The organism is Pedobacter albus (assembly GCF_036324255.1).
In the GTDB taxonomy this organism is placed as follows: Bacteria; Bacteroidota; Bacteroidia; order Sphingobacteriales; family Sphingobacteriaceae; genus Pedobacter; species Pedobacter albus.
This window is the reverse complement of sequence record NZ_JAZDQT010000002.1, coordinates 923920-942031: the sequence shown is the minus strand read 5'-3', so window position 1 is coordinate 942031 and position 18112 is coordinate 923920. Positions and strand designations below refer to the sequence as shown.

At 45.2% G+C, this 18112-nt stretch carries 14 protein-coding genes; 9 read left to right on the top strand and 5 right to left on the bottom strand.

Going from position 1 to position 18112, the window contains the following annotated elements:
• Positions 1–21 precede the first annotated feature (21 nt).
• From VRU48_RS13890 to VRU48_RS13880, 3 genes are read right to left on the bottom strand one after another with little or no spacing between them, the layout of a single operon-like run.
• Positions 22–1719, bottom strand: a complete 1698-nt coding sequence (locus VRU48_RS13890) for a sodium:solute symporter family protein (RefSeq protein WP_330108518.1) — start codon at positions 1717–1719, stop codon at positions 22–24.
• A complete protein-coding gene (locus tag VRU48_RS13885; RefSeq protein ID WP_330108517.1) occupies positions 1716–1841 on the bottom strand; it encodes a hypothetical protein in 126 nt (41 codons plus the stop codon). The genes VRU48_RS13890 and VRU48_RS13885 overlap by 4 nt, the downstream gene beginning before the upstream one ends.
• Before the next feature lies 1 nt (position 1842).
• Positions 1843–4245, bottom strand: a complete 2403-nt coding sequence (locus tag VRU48_RS13880) for a PIG-L family deacetylase (protein WP_330108516.1) — start codon at positions 4243–4245, stop codon at positions 1843–1845.
• A gap of 173 nt (positions 4246–4418) precedes the next feature.
• On the opposite strand from VRU48_RS13880, the gene VRU48_RS13875 reads away from it, so the two are divergent.
• From VRU48_RS13875 to VRU48_RS13860, 4 genes are all read left to right on the top strand, one after another.
• The gene (locus VRU48_RS13875) at positions 4419–5018 is read left to right on the top strand and encodes a hypothetical protein (RefSeq protein WP_330108515.1); all 600 of its coding nucleotides are present in this window, start codon (positions 4419–4421) and stop codon (positions 5016–5018) included.
• Between the two features lie 89 nt (positions 5019–5107).
• Positions 5108–5479, top strand: a complete 372-nt coding sequence (locus tag VRU48_RS13870) for a MauE/DoxX family redox-associated membrane protein (protein WP_330108514.1) — start codon at positions 5108–5110, stop codon at positions 5477–5479.
• Positions 5480–5602: 123 nt separating this feature from the next.
• The gene (locus tag VRU48_RS13865; protein ID WP_330108513.1) at positions 5603–6946 is read left to right on the top strand and encodes a TlpA family protein disulfide reductase; all 1344 of its coding nucleotides are present in this window, start codon (positions 5603–5605) and stop codon (positions 6944–6946) included.
• A gap of 257 nt (positions 6947–7203) precedes the next feature.
• Positions 7204–9981: an outer membrane beta-barrel protein gene (locus tag VRU48_RS13860; protein WP_330108512.1), complete on the top strand. Its 2778-nt coding sequence runs from the start codon at positions 7204–7206 to the stop codon at positions 9979–9981.
• A gap of 112 nt (positions 9982–10093) precedes the next feature.
• On the opposite strand, the gene VRU48_RS13855 is transcribed toward VRU48_RS13860, so the two are convergent.
• Positions 10094–10726 carry a hypothetical protein gene (locus VRU48_RS13855; protein WP_330108511.1) on the bottom strand — a complete coding sequence of 211 codons (633 nt, stop codon included), beginning with the start codon at positions 10724–10726 and terminating at the stop codon, positions 10094–10096.
• A gap of 94 nt (positions 10727–10820) precedes the next feature.
• Positions 10821–12491, bottom strand: a complete 1671-nt coding sequence (gene hutU, locus VRU48_RS13850) for a urocanate hydratase (RefSeq protein WP_330108510.1) — start codon at positions 12489–12491, stop codon at positions 10821–10823.
• A 110-nt stretch (positions 12492–12601) separates the two neighbouring features.
• Here hutU and VRU48_RS13845 point away from each other — a divergent pair, with 110 nt between their 5' ends.
• The 5 genes from VRU48_RS13845 to VRU48_RS13825 all read left to right on the top strand — a co-directional run bounded on the left by VRU48_RS13845 (position 12602) and on the right by VRU48_RS13825 (position 18110).
• Complete coding sequence (locus VRU48_RS13845; RefSeq protein ID WP_330108509.1) at positions 12602–12892, top strand: hypothetical protein; 291 nt, start codon at positions 12602–12604, stop codon at positions 12890–12892.
• A gap of 107 nt (positions 12893–12999) precedes the next feature.
• Positions 13000–15300 (top strand): TonB-dependent receptor, encoded by a 2301-nt coding sequence (locus VRU48_RS13840; RefSeq protein ID WP_330108508.1) that lies wholly within the window; start codon positions 13000–13002, stop codon positions 15298–15300.
• 810 nt (positions 15301–16110) lie between these two features.
• Positions 16111–16938 carry an ABC transporter ATP-binding protein gene (locus tag VRU48_RS13835; protein ID WP_330108507.1) on the top strand — a complete coding sequence of 276 codons (828 nt, stop codon included), beginning with the start codon at positions 16111–16113 and terminating at the stop codon, positions 16936–16938.
• A gap of 12 nt (positions 16939–16950) precedes the next feature.
• Entirely contained in the window at positions 16951–17718 is a 768-nt protein-coding gene (locus tag VRU48_RS13830) for a hypothetical protein (protein WP_330108506.1), read from the top strand.
• Positions 17719–17735: 17 nt separating this feature from the next.
• A complete protein-coding gene (locus VRU48_RS13825) occupies positions 17736–18110 on the top strand; it encodes a GntR family transcriptional regulator (RefSeq protein WP_330108505.1) in 375 nt (124 codons plus the stop codon).
• Positions 18111–18112 lie beyond the last annotated feature (2 nt).

Genomic DNA, 18112 nt, shown 5'->3' with positions numbered 1-18112 from the left:
GCTTCCAAACTTCGCGGGTGTTTAGCTTATCGTGCTTTTCTCCCTAATGGCAATTTGGATCAGGTAAGCCAGTGCCACTACCAACAGGCAGCCAATTACGTTTAGCCATAAATAAGCCACCACTTCGTTAAAGCCCAAAATACAGACTATAAACTCTGCTAAAATCGCAGCGATAAAAACAGCCATTCCGCGTACTTTTTTCAGGTAAAAAGCCACGAGGAAAACGCCTAAAATGGTACCGTAGATGTACGAACCCAAAATGTTAACCGCTTCAATCAGGTTGCCGATCTTGCTCGTATACAAAGCCATCAGGATGCAGACGCTGCCCCAGCCAATGGTGGCCCAGCGCGAAGCTTTGACGTATTGCTGGTCGTCGGCATTTTTGTTGATGAGCCTTTTGTAAATGTCGACCACACTGGTTGAGGCCAAAGAATTCAAGGCACTGGCGGTAGAGCCCATCGATGCCAGGAAAATGATGGCAATCAGCAAGCCGATCAATCCCTTGGGCAGGTATTGCGTTACAAAACTCAAAAAGATATAGTTGTTGTCGTTGGTGCTGGCTTTTTTGTCGTTTTTCAGCATTAGCTCCTTTAAATCCTCGCGGATTTTCTTGCTCTCATCATCTGCCTTTTTTACCGCTATGCGTTGCTGATCGATGGCTGACTGATCGTGGTTGGCCAGGGCACGGTCTAATTTCTCCACCTCTACTTTCTTGCTTTCGAAACTTTGGTCGTAAGCCGATTGGATTTGTTGCAGTTCGGCTTTGTAAGGACTTTCCTGCAGCTTGTTCAGCTCGTAACTGTTAAAAAACAGAGGGGCTTTATTGTATTGGTAAAAGGTAAAAACCAATACGCCGATCAATAAAATCAAAAACTGCATCGGGATTTTAACCAAACCATTCATCAGCAGGCCCAGTCTGCTTTGTCCAACCGACGAGCCCGTAAGGTAACGTCCCACCTGACTTTGGTCTGTTCCGAAATAAGAAAGCTGCAAAAAGAAGCCCCCAATCAGGCCACTCCACACGTTGTACTGGTTGTTCCAATCGAAATGGAAATCGATGGCATTGGTACGGCCCATTTTGCCTGCGATGGAAATAGCCTTGCCAAAGCCTACGCTGTTGGGCAACAGGTGCACCACCATAATGCCCGCCGCAAACAAGCCGCAAAAAATAATGCTCATTTGCAACAGTTGCGTATAAGATACAGCTTTGGTGCCACCGTAAACGGTATAAAAAATTACCAAGCCACCAATAAAAAGTGTGGTATAGGTGGTGTCGATGTTCAGGATGGTGGATAGGATGATGGAAGGCGCATAAATGGTAATTCCGGTCGATAAACCCCGTTGTACCAAAAATAAAAATGCGGTGAGCGCCCTTGTTTTGAGGTCGAAACGTTGTTCAAGATATTCGTAGGCCGTATATACTTTGAGCCGGTGAAAAATCGGAACGAAAGTAATACAGAGCACAATCATGGCCAAGGGCAACCCAAAATAGAACTGCACAAAGCTCATGCCCGACGAATAGGCCAATCCCGGTGCCGAAAGAAAGGTAATGGCGCTAGCCTGTGTAGCCATCACCGAAAGACAAACCGTATACCAAGGCAGGCTTTGATTGCCCAAAAGGTAGGCCTGCATGCTCTGTGCGCCACGGCTTTTGTAAACGCCGTAACCTACAATAAGCAACAAAGTGCCCAGCAATACCATCCAATCTATCGCGCTCATTTAAAATATTGGGTAAAGGCGTAAAACAAAGCGATAAGCACAAGCAACCAAACCGCCAGCAAGACATAGAACTGTTTCCAGGTTTTAACAAAAGGAGGAAGGTCTTTTTGTTCTTCTTTCATGTTAAGGCTGTTTTGGAGCTAATAAATTGGCAAATAGGCGATAGGCACCCGGAACACCCGCCGGCAGCTCTCTAAAGAAAACCAGCGAAGTATAAACGAATTTGCCTTTGCCATAATCGGCTACCAGCAAAGAACCATCGCTGGCGCTTTCGCCTGGATCGTTCATGCTTAAAATCGTGGCATATTGAGGGGCTATATCGGTAGCGAAGTAAATGCCCCTTTCCTGCACCCAGCCTTCAAAATCCTTCCCGGTAATTTTATTGGGATAGTTGAGCGCCGGATGGTTTGGCGCAATAAATTTAACCGGAGCATTTTCGTCGGTTACGCGTTTGTTGGCCAGCTTAAACGGGTATGGTCCTAAATTATTTAGCTTTAAATTGGTATTTACATTGTATTGAACCACCAAAGTGCCTCCATTTTGTACATAGGCCATTAATTTGGGTTGCAGACTTTTGGCTTCGTCGTTGATATTGTAAAGACGTACGCCGGTTACAATGGCATCGAAAGCCGAAAGATCGTTGTTCAAAACCTGTGTGGTGTTAAGGTGTGTTACTTCGTAGCCGATTTGTTTCAGGGCATCGGCAACCAAATCGCCTGCGCCATCAATGTAAGCAATACGTTTGCCCACCATTTTAAGGTCTACTTTTTCTAAACGTGCACTGGCTTCTGGAAAGAGCGTAATGCTTGGAATATGTTCGTAGCTGATGGTTTTAAGCCCTTTGGCCTTGGTGTTGTTTAGCTCCATGACGATTTGGCCGCTAGTCGTGGTGTCGGCAGGCGTAATGGTAAAGCTGATTAGCTGTTCGTCGCCTTTTTTGTCGAGCTTAAAGTTAATGGCTGCCGGACTGCTTTGCCAACCTGCTGGCAGTTGAGGTTTAATGGTGCCCGTGCTGTTGCTGCGGAAGCTTTTGAGCTGTACGGTAATGGTTTTGGGCGTATTGCCGTTAAAAATATAGGCTTTTTCGCTCAGCGTAGCCGTAACGGCCGGCGCAATCACCAGGTTTTGGTAAACTTCGCCACGTATGGGGTCGGTCGATTTAAAAGTTACCGGCGTATTCAGGTTAAATTTTTCGCCACCTAGTTCAATTACCGTATTTACCGCCAGTTTTTTAGGATTTTCGGGATAACCCACCTCATCTTGCGAAGCAATATGATATTGCCCTATCGGATGGTTTTCGGCCAGCCAATAAGGTTGCGTAAGGTCATCATTAGTGGTGGCTAGTTTAAAGACCAGATTAGTGGCTTTGTTCGGCTCAAGCTGACGCGATTGATTGCCTACCATAATCTTTATAGGCATGGAAGCATTACTGCGGTAAATGGCCGTATAATTGACGGCAACACTGTCGCCGGCAGCATAGGTGTTCTCGGTCGCGTTGGCATCAATCCACAAGCCGGCGCAGGCAAAAATCAGTTCATCGAGCAATTGATGGTTAAAAGGCTTATCCTGGGACAGTTTTTTGAGCTTGAGCAATTCGGGCAGCGATTTAGAAGGCGCATCAACCTGATAGTTTTTTTGGATTTGTGCCAGCAGCGCTAAAACGGCCTGGTCTTGCACCAGGATATCGATGCCATCAAACAGGCCTGTTTTGGCAGGTTCGCCAGCGGTTGGACTAAAATATTCGATGGCCTCGCCACGCTGCAAAGTAGAGCCGAAACCTTGGCTTTTGTGGTTGGTGCGACTAATGGCCGCAATTTCGCCGTAGCTTTTGCCCAGCAGCGGATTAAAAAGGCCTACATCTATTTTAAGCTGATCAGGGGCGGTGGTATTGGTACTTCCAAAGTTGAAGGTATTCCAAAGGATACGCTTGGCTTGCCACACTTTTACATACTTGAGCTGTTCTGGAAAACGTTTGGGGTCGGCAGCGGCACTAAAGGCCTCACGAGCCAAAATGGCCGAACCCGAATGGTGTCCATGCCCAGCTCTCGAATCTTCCGGAAAACGGGTAATGATAACATCGGGTCTGAATTTTCTGATGGTCCAAACCACATCGGCCAAGATTTGTTCCTTGCCCCAAATCTGAAAACTTTCTTCGGGTGTTTTAGAAAAGCCAAAGTCGTTGGCCCGGGTAAAAAATTGTTCCGCCCCATCAATGCGACGGGCGGCCAACAGCTCCTGGGTTCTGATGAGGCCCAGCAATTCGGCCTGCTCATTGCCGATCAGGTTTTGTCCGCCATCGCCTCGGGTCAGCGACAAATAGCCGGTTCGCACCTTGACTTCTTTAGCCAGGTAGGCCAAAAGGCGGGTATTTTCATCGTCGGGATGCGCAGCAATGTACAATACGCTTCCTTTTACATTCAATTTGCTGAGGCCCAAGGCAATTTCGGCCGAGTTGGGTTGGGGCATTTGTGCTAAGCCCATAAAAGGCCATGCCAAGAGTAAAAGTAGAGATGCTCTTAGGTTCATAAGGGTTTGGTTGTCGGTCTAAATTAGTGAAATTTTCTAGATGTGGGGCGCAAGTGGCGAGATGTGAGATTGCGCTGATGGTTTTTAGGACCGAATGCCTACAAATTAAGGCCATGAGCGCATACATTGGCCCAAGTTTATACCTTTGGCATCAAATATGCGTTAAATCAATCATGAACAAAATAAGTTTCTTCTTGCTTTTGCTGCTGGGCCTTTCTTCTTGCAGCATCAATAAACAGGCGCAACAAATCAAGGCCCTCGAAAAATGCGACTACCGATTGGTCAATGCTACGCAGGTGAGTTTGGCGGGTACCGATATCAGGAAGCTCATGAACGAGCAATCGATAAATTTGGTTAATCTGCCAGGCTTGGCTTTAGGCTACCTGAGAAAAGATATTCCGTTGAGGGCAACCCTCAATCTCGAAATCAGCAATCCATCGTCTACCCTGGCGGCCATTAATAACTTCGAGTACAAAATACTGGTCAATCAACAAGAGGTTGCCACCGGAACGGTCGATCAACGGGTTAGCATCGATGCCGGCCAGCGCATCCAAGTGCCAGTACAGGTCAATGCCAATGTGTACCAATTTGTTTCAAACAACAAGGTGCTGAGCGATATCGGCGATTTTTTGTCGAGCGCAGGTAAAGGCGAAGAAAAGAAGGGTATGGTTACTCTAAAAATCAAGCCTTCTATCCTGGTAGGTGGCAATTTGGTTAAATACCCGGGCTTCATTACCATCGACAAGCAAGTGAGCAGCAAGATTTTGTTGTAGCCAGAAAATAGGTTGAATCGGAAGCAGTAGATTAACCATTGGTTAAACTACCCAAATTGATTATATTTATTTAACTAAAAACTAGTTATATGAAAATAGTCAAAACCATTATCTGCGTGCTTTTTGGACTGATGTTCATTAACGCGGGACTTAACAAGTTCTTCAATTACATGCCTACGCCTAAGCTTAGCCAGGAACAACTGGATGTTTTTGGCGCCTTTATGAAAATTACTTGGCTGATGCCTTTGGTAGGTACTATTGAGGTGCTGGGTGGTTTGTTGTTTGCCATACCGAAAACCCGCGCTTTGGGTGCCCTTGTAATTTTGCCCGTCATGGTTGGCATTTTGGTCCACAGCATGACGATGGACCACTCGGCTTTGGCCATGGTTTCGGTGCTGGCACTTATCAACCTCTGGATGATTGCCGATAATTGGAATAAATATAAGCCGATGGTAGCTTAGCGCACTGTCGCAGCCGTTTTTAGTGCCCTTGCTGGCGGTTAAAGTCTTTTTGGCTCCATACTGTTGTCGGGTGTGAAACTGTTTTGCCAAAATTTTTTATCTTGTGGTGCAAATCTAATCCCGATGAAAACAATCCAAAAATTGAGGCTAGGCGCGGTGCTGTGCCTTTTGATAACCAACCTGCAGGCACAAACCAATACTTGGGTTACGCTAAAAGGCCAACTGAAAGGCTTTAACAACCAAGTAGAGGTTCAAGACATGTCCGAATTTCAATACCTGTTGCCTCCAAGCACTACGCGTATGATCTTGGCCGATTCTATGGGCCATTTCAGCATCAGGTTCAAAGTAGCCAGCCCTAATTATTTCCGCCTGGGACGGAACCAGCTCTACCTTTCGCCGGGCGACGACCTCGAGGTTTTCATCGATTACGGCGACCCTAAAAAAGCAAGCTTTAAAGGCAAAGGCGCCGAAGCCAATGCCTATTTAAAGGCAACTCCCTTTCCAAAAGGTGGCTCGTTTATAGAAGCCGGCAGTCAGGTAAAGCCAATGATGGAAGAAACCTTTACCGCGATAGAAGCCATGGCTGCACAACGCGGACAGGAACTGGCTAAGCTGAGCAAGGTTTCGCCAGAGTTTTTGCGTTTGGAAAAGGCACGGGTCAAAGCCGATCTCATTAACAGTTACCAGAGCGGCAAATTTTACAGCACCTATAAGCTTAAGCTGAAAGACGAGAAAGCCAAGGAATTTGAAGCGCAATATGAAAAAGCCATCGAGCCCAAGGTAAAAGCCCTCAGCCAAAATTTTACCGATGCCTCCCTGATGAAACTGGTGGTTTACCGCGACGTGGCCGAGGATGTGGTGAAACAAGGTGGCAAACCAGCTGATATCCAAGCCATAACCGATTGGTACAAGGCAAGCGACTTGGTGAATGCTATGCAAAAGGTAAAAGACAAGCAACAGCTCGAAGCCTTCAAAACCCAAATAGCCACCCTGAAAACAACGGCCTTTAAAGAAGCTGCCAATGCCTCGCTCAAGCAACTGATGGCTTTTGGCAAAGGCGATTTGGCCGTTGATTTTGTGGCTACCGACCTCAATGGCAAAGCTGTAAGCCTAAGCAGTTTGAAAGGCAAAGTCATTTATGTTGATCTTTGGGCAACCTGGTGCGGACCTTGCATGCAGGAAATGCCACATTTCGAAAAGCTAAAGGCGCTGTATAAAGATAACCCCAATGTGGTGTTGCTTTCGTTGTCTATTGATGATGATGCCTCGTTATGGAAAAACAGCGTGAACGAACGCAAGGCCAACGGTTACCAATGGCTCATTAACCGAGCCAAGCTGCAGGCCTACAACATCGTGGGCATTCCGAGAAGCCTCTTGATTGATAAGAACTTTAAAATGGTAGAAATGTCGGCGCCCATGCCGTCTGAAGCCAATGCGGCCAAAGCCATCAATGCCTTGCTTGAGTAGAGTAGATCCTGAAATGGGGTATAAATGTCGTATCCGTCACATTTAAAAGAGGGTTCATCACATTTTCGAAAATCTCTTTCTGCTATTCTTCATTTTTGGTTAAATGTTAAAAATTTGGAATTGTAATTATTTACGAATATTTTCGTAATACGAATTATTTCGTAGAATAAGCCAACAATTTTGATACACTACTATTTTTTTAGTTTTTGTTGCAACATTTAAACGAACTGCCCGTCTTATCCGTACTTAAAACTCTTATGAAGAAAACCCTACTTATTGCCATTTTTACCTGTCTGGCTACACTTGCTTTTGCCCAAAAGGGAAGCATTAGTGGCGTATTGGTTGATAGTGTAAACCAAAAAACCACCTTAAATTATGCCACGGTATCGGTGTATAAAGCCAATGATACCGTATTGCACACCTACCGTTTGTCTGACGATAAAGGGGTATTCAAAATCCCTGGCCTCGAAACGGGCATCAAATACCGTTTGGTGGTGAATGCTTGGATGTACAACATTTTGCGCAAGGAAGTGATGCTTACCGCCGAAACGCCCAATTTAAATTTGGGCAACCTCTTGCTGAACGAAAAACACAACAATTTGAACGAGGTGGTGATTTTGTCGGAGCGCCCGCCCATTATGGTGCGGAAAGATACCATCGAGTTTAATGCCGAGTCGTTTAAAACGCTGCCTACGGCTGTGGTTGAAGATTTGCTGAAGAAACTGCCTGGCGTTTCCATCGCCTCTGATGGCTCCATACAGGTGAACGGCAAAACGGTTAGCAAGATTTTGGTGGATGGCAAAGAGTTTTTTGGTGGTGACCAGCAAATAGCGACCAAGAACCTGCCAGCCAATATTATTGATAAGATCCAGGTAAACGACGATCCCGAAGCCAAACGCCGCGATCCCGATCTGTTGGCTGCCAATACGCCTCAGATCATCAACCTCAAACTGAAGAAAGCCATTAAAAAGGGAGCGTTTGGCAAGCTGTATGCGGGTGGAGGCCCCAAAGAAATGTACGAAGCCGGTGCCATCATGAACTTTTTTAGAGATACCACACAGGTAAGTGTTTTGGCTTATGGCAACAACATCAACAAACCCGGCTTTAGCATTGGCGATGTATCGAGGATTGGCGGCTTTTCGAGATCGGGCATCAACTCGGTTATGATCAATACCGACGGCGGCTTTTCGTTGAACAACATCTCTTTTGGGGGTACTTCTAATGGCGTGCAGACTTCGGCCGGTGCCGGCGCCAACTTCAATACGCTGACCAAAAACGGCATCAAAATAAATGGCAAGTATTTCTTCGGCCAAAGCAACACCTTAGCCGAACAGCTGATTAATGTAGAACAGAATTTGGGTAGCAACAAACTGTTTACCAACAATAACCTGAACCAGCGCAACAAGGCTTATAACCATAACATCGGCGCCAGACTTGAATGGAAAATAGATACATTGACCACGCTGACCATCGAGCCTACGGTTACGCTTAACCTGTTGCGCAATAGGGGCCTGCAACTGACCCAAAGCAAAGACGGCAGCGGAAACCTGCTTAACGACGGGGTAAACAACACGCACTTAAAAGGCGACAATACAGAGTTTAACCTGAATTCGTACTTGTGGAAGGACTTTAAAAAACGCGGACGCTCGCTCAATACCAGTATCAACATCACCAAGCGTCAAAACCTGAGCGATAATTTTAACACCACGGTCAATAATTTTTATTCGCCTTCGGCCAGTACCACCAACCTTGATCAGTTACGTGATAACAACATCAAGAACCTTAACTTGTATGCCAGTTCCAATTACAACGAACCGATCAGCAAAAAGCTCAACCTTAATGTGAGTGTAAATGCCAATTATCTCGACAATGAGAATGCCTTGGTTACTTTTTATAAAAATCCTTTAAACCAGGCTTACGATGTTGAAGATGCAACCTTGTCTGAAACAGTTAACCAAAGCGGTTTTAAAACCAATACGCGTGCCAGCCTGCGCTGGAAAATAAGCGATAGTTGGGGCATACAGCCGGGGCTTGTGTTTAACACCATCGATTTAAAAAACAACTTCCGCAACTACCCTTCGTTTGAGCAGCATTACCAGTTTATAGCGCCTTCGTTAATGATTAAATATAAAGACCTGACCATTACCTACAGCCCGTCGTTTAGGGAGCCTGATGTCAAATACATCCAGCCGGTGGCCAACAATACCGACCCGCTGTTTGTACAAAAGGGCAATGCCAATCTGTTGCCGGCCAAGTCGTACCAGGTCAACGCCAATTTATATAAATACGATACCAAGCGATCGTTGAACTACAACTTTAACGCCAGTGGCAGCGTGCAAGAAAATGCCGTGATCATGTCGCGTACCATTTCTACCAGCGGTGTGCAAACCAATACACCGATTAATGCCAACGGGATTTGGCAGTTTTATGCGGGTGCCAACATTGGAAAGGATTTCAAGAACGGAAAGAACCAGTATTCGGTTGGTGTAGGCTTCTGGTCTAACTATACCCGTAGCTTGGTGATGGTGGATAACATCAAGAGCGATTACAATAATATTTCCTTCTCGCCATCATTTAGGGGCAGGATTAACCTGAACGACAAATTCGAACTGGGCGAAACCTATTACCTGTCGATCAACAAAAGCACCTACAAAAATAATTTCTACAATAACCTGAATACCTTAACGCACAACAGCGAAACCGAACTGATTTTGCGTTTGCCGAAGAAAATGGTTTGGGAAAGCACCTATCGTATCCAGCACAACAACCAAACGGTGGGTGGCTATAGCAACAACATTCAGATTTGGAATGCGGCGCTTACCTTCCTTTTCATGAAGAACGACAGAGCGCAGCTGAAATTTGCAGTGAACGATATCTTGAATACCAATACCAGAAGATACATCACCATCAACGAAAACTTTATCCGCGATATGCAAACCAATAACCTGGGTCGCCATGGCCTGATTACCTTAACCTACAATATCCAGAATTTTGGTGGCAAAGTAGGAGGCAAGGACACTTTCTTTAGGTTTTAGGGGATACACTTGCGAAGTTTTTAAAACTTCGCATTGTTTGTTGGAATCTAAAACTTCGCAAGTGTACATGTTCAAAACAAAAAAGCCTGACGAATTTCGCCAGGCTTTTTTGTTAGTCTATTTTTTCTCCTTTTTGTAGTTTTTCACGGCGATGCTCCTGCCATAAATAGTGGAGCAGGGTGTTCAGCACTACGGCATTCCAATTATCGTGCAGGCTTAGGGTGGCAATTTTGTTGTAAGAGCCAATACCTTCTAAATGCAGGTTGCCTTTTTTCTGGAAGTACCTCACGTCAGACCAAGGAATGATTGCGGTTTTGGTTTTGCCAAAGAACCAGGCCTTATAGTTAACGGTAAAACCTTCGAAGTTGAATTTGGCTGTACCCAATTCTATGGTTTGTTGTTCGTTCAGCGCGTCGATATAATCGTTTACCAAGCGTTTTTTCACATATTGCCATAAACCCGACATGATGTAGTAATACGTATGGTCTTCGGCCAACAGCTCGCCAACCTGGTTGCTGTTAAACTGAATGCTCAGCGTGCGTCCGTCTTTGGCTTTAACATCGATGGTGTATTTTTTGTATTTCGGGTTCTTTACAGCGCCAATCAACGAAACACCATATTTAATGGCAGCTACGTCTGCACATGCAATTTTGGTCTGGTTTACTTCAATAAAATCTGCATTGATCTTCACCTTTTGGCCAGAAGAAGGAACGGTAATATCTACGTCGAAATTATGGTTTTGCATGGAGCCGAAAATAGGAGATTTAGATTAAAAAATTATAAAATAATAGCTTTTCTTTTAAACAGTTGTGTCGTCAAATTGATTTAGACTTTGCCAATTAATCGTCTAAGCCCAATCGATGTTTCCTCAAGGTGTCTTTGGCAATATCGTAGCCTGCATCGGCATGCCTGATTACGCCCATGGCCGGGTCGTTGTGCAATACCCTTTTTATGCGTTTGGCTGCATCGTCGGTTCCGTCGGCCACAATCACCATTCCGGCATGGATAGAATAGCCTATGCCTACGCCACCACCATGGTGCAGCGATACCCAGCTGGCGCCACCTGCGGTATTGATCAATGCGTTTAAGATCGGCCAATCGGCTACGGCATCAGAACCATCGAGCATGGCCTCGGTTTCGCGGTTTGGCGAAGCTACAGAGCCTGTATCAAGGTGGTCGCGACCAATTACAATCGGTGCTTTTACTTTTCCTTCGGCCACCAATTGGTTAAAGGCCAAGCCTGCCTTTTCTCTTTCGCCTTGGCCTAGCCAGCAGATGCGGGCAGGCAATCCCTGAAAAGCAATACGCTCTTGCGCCATGGTAATCCATTGGCGCAGGCTCTCGTTTTCTGGGAAAAGCGAAAGAATGAGTTTGTCGGTTTCGTAAATGTCTTGCGGATCGCCACTTAAAGCCGCCCAGCGGAAAGGCCCTTTGCCCTCGCAAAACAGCGGGCGGATATAAGCCGGAACAAAGCCCGGAAAATCGAAAGCGTTTTGCACCCCAACTTCGAGGGCACGGCCCCTGAGGTTGTTGCCGTAATCGAAAGTGATGGCGCCGCGCTTTTGCAGTTCGAGCATTTGGGTTACGTGCTTGGCCATGGTGGCATAAGAACGTTTTACATATTCGTCGGGATTGCTGGTACGCAGGTCGGCTGCTTCGGCTACGCTCAATCCTTCCGGGAAATAACCAATCAACGGATCGTGTGCCGATGTTTGGTCGGTTAAGGTGTCTGGCGTAATGTTGCGGTCTAGCAGTCTTTGCAACAGTTCAACCGCATTGCAAACTACACCGATGGATAAGGCCTTGTTCTCTTTTTGATATTGCAAAGCGCGGTCTATGGCTTCATCTATATCGTAGGCAATTTCATCAATATAGCGCGTTTCCAAACGTTTTTGAATGCGCCATTCTTCTACATCGGCGGCCAAACAAACACCCTGGTTCATGGTAATGGCCAAAGGCTGTGCGCCTCCCATGCCGCCCAAGCCAGCGGTAACGTTCAGTTTGCCTTTCAAGTTGCCATTAAAATGCTTTTTGGCTAAGGCCGCATAAGTTTCGTAAGTGCCCTGCACAATACCTTGCGAACCGATATAGATCCAAGAACCGGCGGTCATTTGGCCGTACATCATCAGGCCTTTGTCCTCCAGTTCGTCAAAATGCTGTTGGGTTGCCCATTTTGGAACCAGTTGCGAGTTAGAAATCAGCACGCGAGGTGCATCTTTATGGGTGGGCAGTACGCCTACCGGCTTGCCCGATTGGATGAGCAGCGTTTCGTCTTCCTCTAAATTCTGAAGCGCCTTCACAATGAGGGCAAGGGCTTCCTTGTTGCGTGCCGCTTTGCCTCGGCCGCCATAAACGATGAGGTCTTCGGGACGTTCGGCAACTGCCGGATCAAGGTTGTTCAACAACATACGCAAGGCGGCTTCCTGCACCCAGCCTTTGCAATTCAGTTCACTTCCAGTTGGTGTTTGACTTACTTTTAGGTTTAAACCTTCTATTTTGTTTGCGGTCATATCAAGGCAATGTTACAATTTCAAATGTAGGAATTTTATGTTATTTGCTTAGGTTTGTCACGAAATTGAAAAAGAAGCGCCAACATATCCATCAAATCCTGTCCTTGGCAATGCTATGGGTATTTTCCCTGGCCATTACGCCTTGGAGCGCTTTGCATCACCACGAACAAGCACCCGAAGTTGCCGTTGAAAAGCACTGTACCCACAAGGTCCATGTGAAAACGCAGCAGGAAACCTGTTTGATTTGTGCAGCCCATTTCGAAAAAAACTACACCACTACGGAGAATACTTACATCACTTACCTGAGCAGTAAGCTGATGAGCAAAAATATTTCTTCAGTCAGCAGTTCTTATGCCGAGCTGATTGCCACATCGCTTCGCGGGCCTCCGGCTTTTTCATAAACATCTACCTGTAGCATCAACTTCGGCTGATGCAATTTACATTTCAATTTACGGATCCATAAATGGCTGATCGGCTTTGCCTGTTGCTGTTTGTAAAAATAGATATTATGAAAAAGATACACCTTTTACTGGTTGTACTGTTAGCTTGTTTTACGGCCCCTGCCTTGGCCGCAAATTTGGCAGATTTTAAGGGAAAGGTACTTGATGCCAGCACCAAAGAACCGCTTTCTGGAGCCACGGTTTATATTTCCGACCTGAAAGCCACCACAACCACCAACGCCAATGGCGAATTTAGTTTTAGCAATATCCCATCGAGGGGCAAGTTTTTGGTAGAGGTACGTTATGTGGGCTATAAAACCGCCTCGCAACAGGTAGACCTGGCTGCGGGAGCCCAAATTGTTTTCGCTTTGGAGGCCTCGGTCATCGAAAGCGCCGAAGTAGTGATTACCGGTACGCCATACAGTGCCAACAACAAAACCAACAGTTTGGCGGTAGTTTCCATCAGTCGCGAAAAACTGGCACAGGCGGCGGGAACCAACATTGTTGATGCGATTGCCAAAGTGCCTGGGGTTTCGCAGGTCACTACTGGTGGTGCCATTTCAAAGCCTTCTATCCGTGGTTTGGGCTATAACCGCGTGTTAACCATTGTTGATGGAGCACGTGAAGAAGCCCAGCAATGGGGCGACGAGCATGGCGTGGAGGTCGATCAGTTTTCGGCTGCACGTATCGAGGTGCTCAAAGGTCCGGCCAGTTTGCTTTACGGTTCTGATGCTTTGGGCGGGGTAATCAACATTATCGACGACCTGGTGCCTGCTGCTGGCGATTTTAACGGCAATTTTACCACTAACTACAATACCAACAACGGCTTGACGGCTTCTTCGTTAATGCTGCAAGGCAATAGCGATGGCTTGGTTTATCGCGGACGTGTTTCGTATAAAAATGCCTATGGCTTTGGCTATAAAGACCATACTGTGCCTAATTCGGGCTTTAACGAAACCAATGTAAGCGGGATGATTGGCCTGAACAAGACCTGGGGCTATGCGCACCTGAACCTGTCGAGGTTTAACACCAACATTGGCCTAGTAGAAGAGGGGCCAGATGACAATGGCGATTATTTAGACGATGACGGCAACGTGATTTCGAACAGCGAGGCCAAAAAGAGGAAGCTGAACTTGCCGTATCAGAATATTAACCATTATCGCGCGGCGCTAAACAGCAATATTCTTTTGGGTGGCGGACAATTGAAAACCACTTTGGCTTTTCAGCGTAACGTAAGGAAAGAGTTTCAAGAAAGCGCAACCGAACCAGGTTTGTACCTCAACCTGAATTCTTACACCTACGATGTAAAATATTCTTTTGCCAACAATGGAGTTTGGGAACCGACCATCGGGGTGCAGGGTATGCACCAAACCAATGCCAATAATGGCGACGAGTTTTTAATTCCGGATTATACCAGCGATAACATCGGTGCTTTTGCCTACCTGAAACGCAACTTTGCCAAAGGAGCCATTAATGCAGGTATTCGCTACGACCATAAAAATATAGATGGTCGCGATTTGGTTGATGCCGATGGCAAGCAGGTGTTTACAGCATTTAACAATAAATTCTCTAACGTTTCGGGATCGATTGGTTTTGCTTTCGAAATTGCCAAAAACCTTAACCTGAAAGGAAATGCAGGTTCTGGCTTCAGGGCACCTAACATTGCCGAGCTGGGCGCCAACGGCCGTCACGAAGGTACATTCAGGTACGAAGTGGGCAACAGCAATTTGAAACAAGAAACCAGTTTGCAGTTTGATTTGGGCTTAGAATACAATGCCGAAAAGGTTACGCTTGGCTTAAATGCTTATAGCAACAAAATCTACAATTATATCTATCCGGGCAATTTCAATAACGAAACCATCAATTTTCAGGAAGCAGACGGAAGCACTACCGTATTGCCCTTGTACCGCTATGTACAAACCAATGCTACTTTGATGGGTGGCGAGGCTTCTATCGATTTCCATTTGGTTAAGGCTTTACACTTTGAAAATACTTTTGCCTATGTAAAAGGAACGAATAATGCTACCAAGGCACCACTTCCTTTTATTCCGGCCGCCAGCCTAAACAACGAGCTTCGTTTCGAACCACAAATTAAGGGCTTAAGCGATAGCTATATTAAAATTGGCTTAACCAATGTGTTTAAACAAGACCGTTTTGATAGCTTCGAAACCGAAACCAATGGTTATACGTTAATAGATGCAGGCATTGGTACGTCTGTAAAAGTGAAGAAAGGAAAAATCAACTTATGGATTACAGGTCAGAACCTGGGCGATAAGCTATATTTTAATCACCTGAGCAGGTATAAACCGGCAGGTATTTACAACCCGGGACGCAATTTGAGTTTTGGTATCAGCGTACCGCTATTATAAAGGATTAGGTTTAGGTTAATCACCCACCCCAGTTGAGCGAAAGCAGGCTGGGGTTTTTTATTGCTGGTTGTTTTCAGTTACCAATTAATCGTTTTCAGTTTCCGAGATGCTTAGGCGCGCTGAGGTGTCTAAGGTGGTAGTATTTATGTTTTCCACCATTTAAGACATATAAGTTCACCTAAGTTGTTTGTCGCATTGCTTGGTTTTATGAATATGTTTGCTGGTTAACAATATGCTTAGGCGCTCTAAGGCGTCTAAGGCGGTTAACACTTTATGTTTCACCATTTAAGACATATAAGCTCATTTAAGTTGTTTGTCGCATTGCTTGGTTTTATGAATACGTTTGCTGGTTAACAATATGCTTAGGTGCTCTAAGGCGTCTAAGGAGGTTAATACTTTATGTTTTTCACCATTTAAGGCATCTAAGTTCATCTAAGCTGTTTGTCGCATGGATTGGTTTTGTGAATGGGGGCGCTGATTTTCTATATCCCTTAGTTGGTCTTAGGTGTCTAAGGTGGTTCGCGCTTTAGGTTTTCACCATTTAAGACGTATAAGTCCATTTAAGCTGTTTGTCACACTAATTGATTTGTAGATGGTTGCTAGTTTCCAATATATCTTAGTTGGTCTTAGGTGTCTAAGGTGGTTCGCACTTTAGGTTTTCACCGAACAATTCAGCCATTAAAAATCATTTTGACTAAAAACTGCCTTCACGTTCTTTAAACCCGCTTTTGGAAAAATAATTGAAAATAAATTTGGAGTCGATTACCTGTATCAATAATTTAGTGTATTATTTAACTAATACAGTAGAATATGATAAAGATAAACAACCTGAATTTTGGCTATAGCAAGAACCGACCATTGTTCAGTGATATGAGCATGCAGCTCAGCTTTGGCCACATCTATGGCCTGTTGGGCAAGAATGGTGCAGGCAAATCGAGCTTGCTAAAAAACCTGGCCGGATTGGTCTATGCCCAAAGCGGCCAGCTGGATGTGTTAGGCTTTGACCCTGCCAAAAGACAGCCGGCCCTGCTGCAACAGATTTGCTTCATCCCGGAAGAGTTTTACCTGCCGGCGGTAAAAGTAGATGCCTATGTAAAGGCAAATGCGGCTTTCTATCCTAACTTCGACCACAACTACTTCGCCTCGCTATTGGCCGAATTTGATATCCCGGTTGGACAGAAACTCATCAACATGTCTTACGGACAAAAGAAAAAAGTGATCATCTCCTTTGGCTTGGCCACACAGGCCAAATTGGTCATCATGGACGAACCAACCAACGGCTTGGACATCCCATCAAAAGCGCAGTTCCGTAAAATTATGGCCTCGGTACTTACCGACGAACGTTGCATCATCATCTCTACCCACCAGGTGAGGGATTTGGACAACCTCATCGATACCGTAATTATGCTCGACGAGAACAAAGTAGCCTTAAAGGCATCGGTTGACGAGATTACCGACAAACTTTGCTTCAAACGCGTAAAAGAGCTAGACGAAACGGTAATTTATGCCGAGCCTTCGCTTGCTGGCTATAATGCCGTAATGCCAAACTATCACCAAGAAGACAGCAAGCTTGACATTGAGCTGTTGTTTAACGCCGTGTTGGCAGAGAAAAACAAATTGAAACCCATTTTTAACTAAAACTTAAGCAACATGAACAATACTTTTAATCTACATCGTTTTGGGCTATTGCTTAAAAGACAATGGCTAGAGTTTGGCAAGATCTTTTTGATCACCCTCTTGGTGGTACTAGGCGTTTTTATTGCCTTTTACGGTTATAACCTCTTGCCGGTGAGCGATAGCCTGGGTTACAACGTGCTCAATTTCAGAGAGCCGCTATTCATGGTCTTTGGCTTTTTGTTTATCAGCATTATTGCCAGTACCTATTTTGCCCACTTGGGTCAAAAATCGAGAGCGGTAATCGATTTGATGATTCCGGCTTCCGTTTTCGAGAAGTTTTTGGCAGGGGTATGCTTTACCGGAATTTTGGCTTCGCTCAGCTTCATCATCCTGTTTTATTTAACAGATTTGGCCTTTGTGTCTTATGTAAAAGGCCATCTTCACGATATGGGCGCCACAACAGATAGCGCGACCTACTTTTTTACCAGAAACAACCCTAACCAATTCAAGCCACTTTACCTGGCACCGTTTTTTATAACCAGCGTGTTCTTATTGGGCTCTGTTTATTTTAACCGCTTCCATTATATCAAAACGGCTATTTCGGTGATGGTTTTCTCGGGCATCTGGACCTACATCATCGTAAAGGCAACCAAAGCACTGCTATCGGGCAAAGTGCCTATCCACGAAAACGCGAACAATGGCAAAGAAACGGCAGAGTTCTGGGTATTTATAGGACTATCGGTACTCACGCTCATTATCTGGAGCATCACCTATGTGCGCCTAAAAGAAAAAGAGGTTTAATATTAATCGGTATAGACATGGAATTTAGAGACAACAAGGCAATATACCTTCAGATTGCAGAATACGTTTGCGAACATATCCTGTTGGGCAAATGGCAAGCCGATCAAAAAATACCTTCGGTAAGGGAAATGGCCGTAGAGCTCGAGGTAAATCCTAATACGGTAATGCGTACTTACGAGCTGCTACAGAACAAAAATATAATCAACAACAAAAGGGGCATTGGTTTTTTTATTGCCGATGATGCCATAGGTAATGTAAAAGCCTACAGAAAAGGCCAGTTTATGGACGATGAATTGCCATCGGTTTTCAGGAACATTTATTTGCTGGGCATCGGCTTCGATGAGCTGCAATCCCGCTACAACACTTTTGTTAAAGAAACTTTTAATGCTTAAAA

Coding starts and splice junctions, on each gene's coding strand:
- VRU48_RS13890 (WP_330108518.1), bottom strand. CDS start 1,719: ATGAGCGCGATAGATTGGATGGTATTGCTGGGCACTTTGTTGCTTATT.
- VRU48_RS13885 (WP_330108517.1), bottom strand. CDS start 1,841: ATGAAAGAAGAACAAAAAGACCTTCCTCCTTTTGTTAAAACCTGGAAA.
- VRU48_RS13880 (WP_330108516.1), bottom strand. CDS start 4,245: ATGAACCTAAGAGCATCTCTACTTTTACTCTTGGCATGGCCTTTTATG.
- VRU48_RS13875 (WP_330108515.1), top strand. CDS start 4,419: ATGAACAAAATAAGTTTCTTCTTGCTTTTGCTGCTGGGCCTTTCTTCT.
- VRU48_RS13870 (WP_330108514.1), top strand. CDS start 5,108: ATGAAAATAGTCAAAACCATTATCTGCGTGCTTTTTGGACTGATGTTC.
- VRU48_RS13865 (WP_330108513.1), top strand. CDS start 5,603: ATGAAAACAATCCAAAAATTGAGGCTAGGCGCGGTGCTGTGCCTTTTG.
- VRU48_RS13860 (WP_330108512.1), top strand. CDS start 7,204: ATGAAGAAAACCCTACTTATTGCCATTTTTACCTGTCTGGCTACACTT.
- VRU48_RS13855 (WP_330108511.1), bottom strand. CDS start 10,726: ATGCAAAACCATAATTTCGACGTAGATATTACCGTTCCTTCTTCTGGC.
- hutU (WP_330108510.1), bottom strand. CDS start 12,491: ATGACCGCAAACAAAATAGAAGGTTTAAACCTAAAAGTAAGTCAAACA.
- VRU48_RS13845 (WP_330108509.1), top strand. CDS start 12,602: ATGCTATGGGTATTTTCCCTGGCCATTACGCCTTGGAGCGCTTTGCAT.
- VRU48_RS13840 (WP_330108508.1), top strand. CDS start 13,000: ATGAAAAAGATACACCTTTTACTGGTTGTACTGTTAGCTTGTTTTACG.
- VRU48_RS13835 (WP_330108507.1), top strand. CDS start 16,111: ATGATAAAGATAAACAACCTGAATTTTGGCTATAGCAAGAACCGACCA.
- VRU48_RS13830 (WP_330108506.1), top strand. CDS start 16,951: ATGAACAATACTTTTAATCTACATCGTTTTGGGCTATTGCTTAAAAGA.
- VRU48_RS13825 (WP_330108505.1), top strand. CDS start 17,736: ATGGAATTTAGAGACAACAAGGCAATATACCTTCAGATTGCAGAATAC.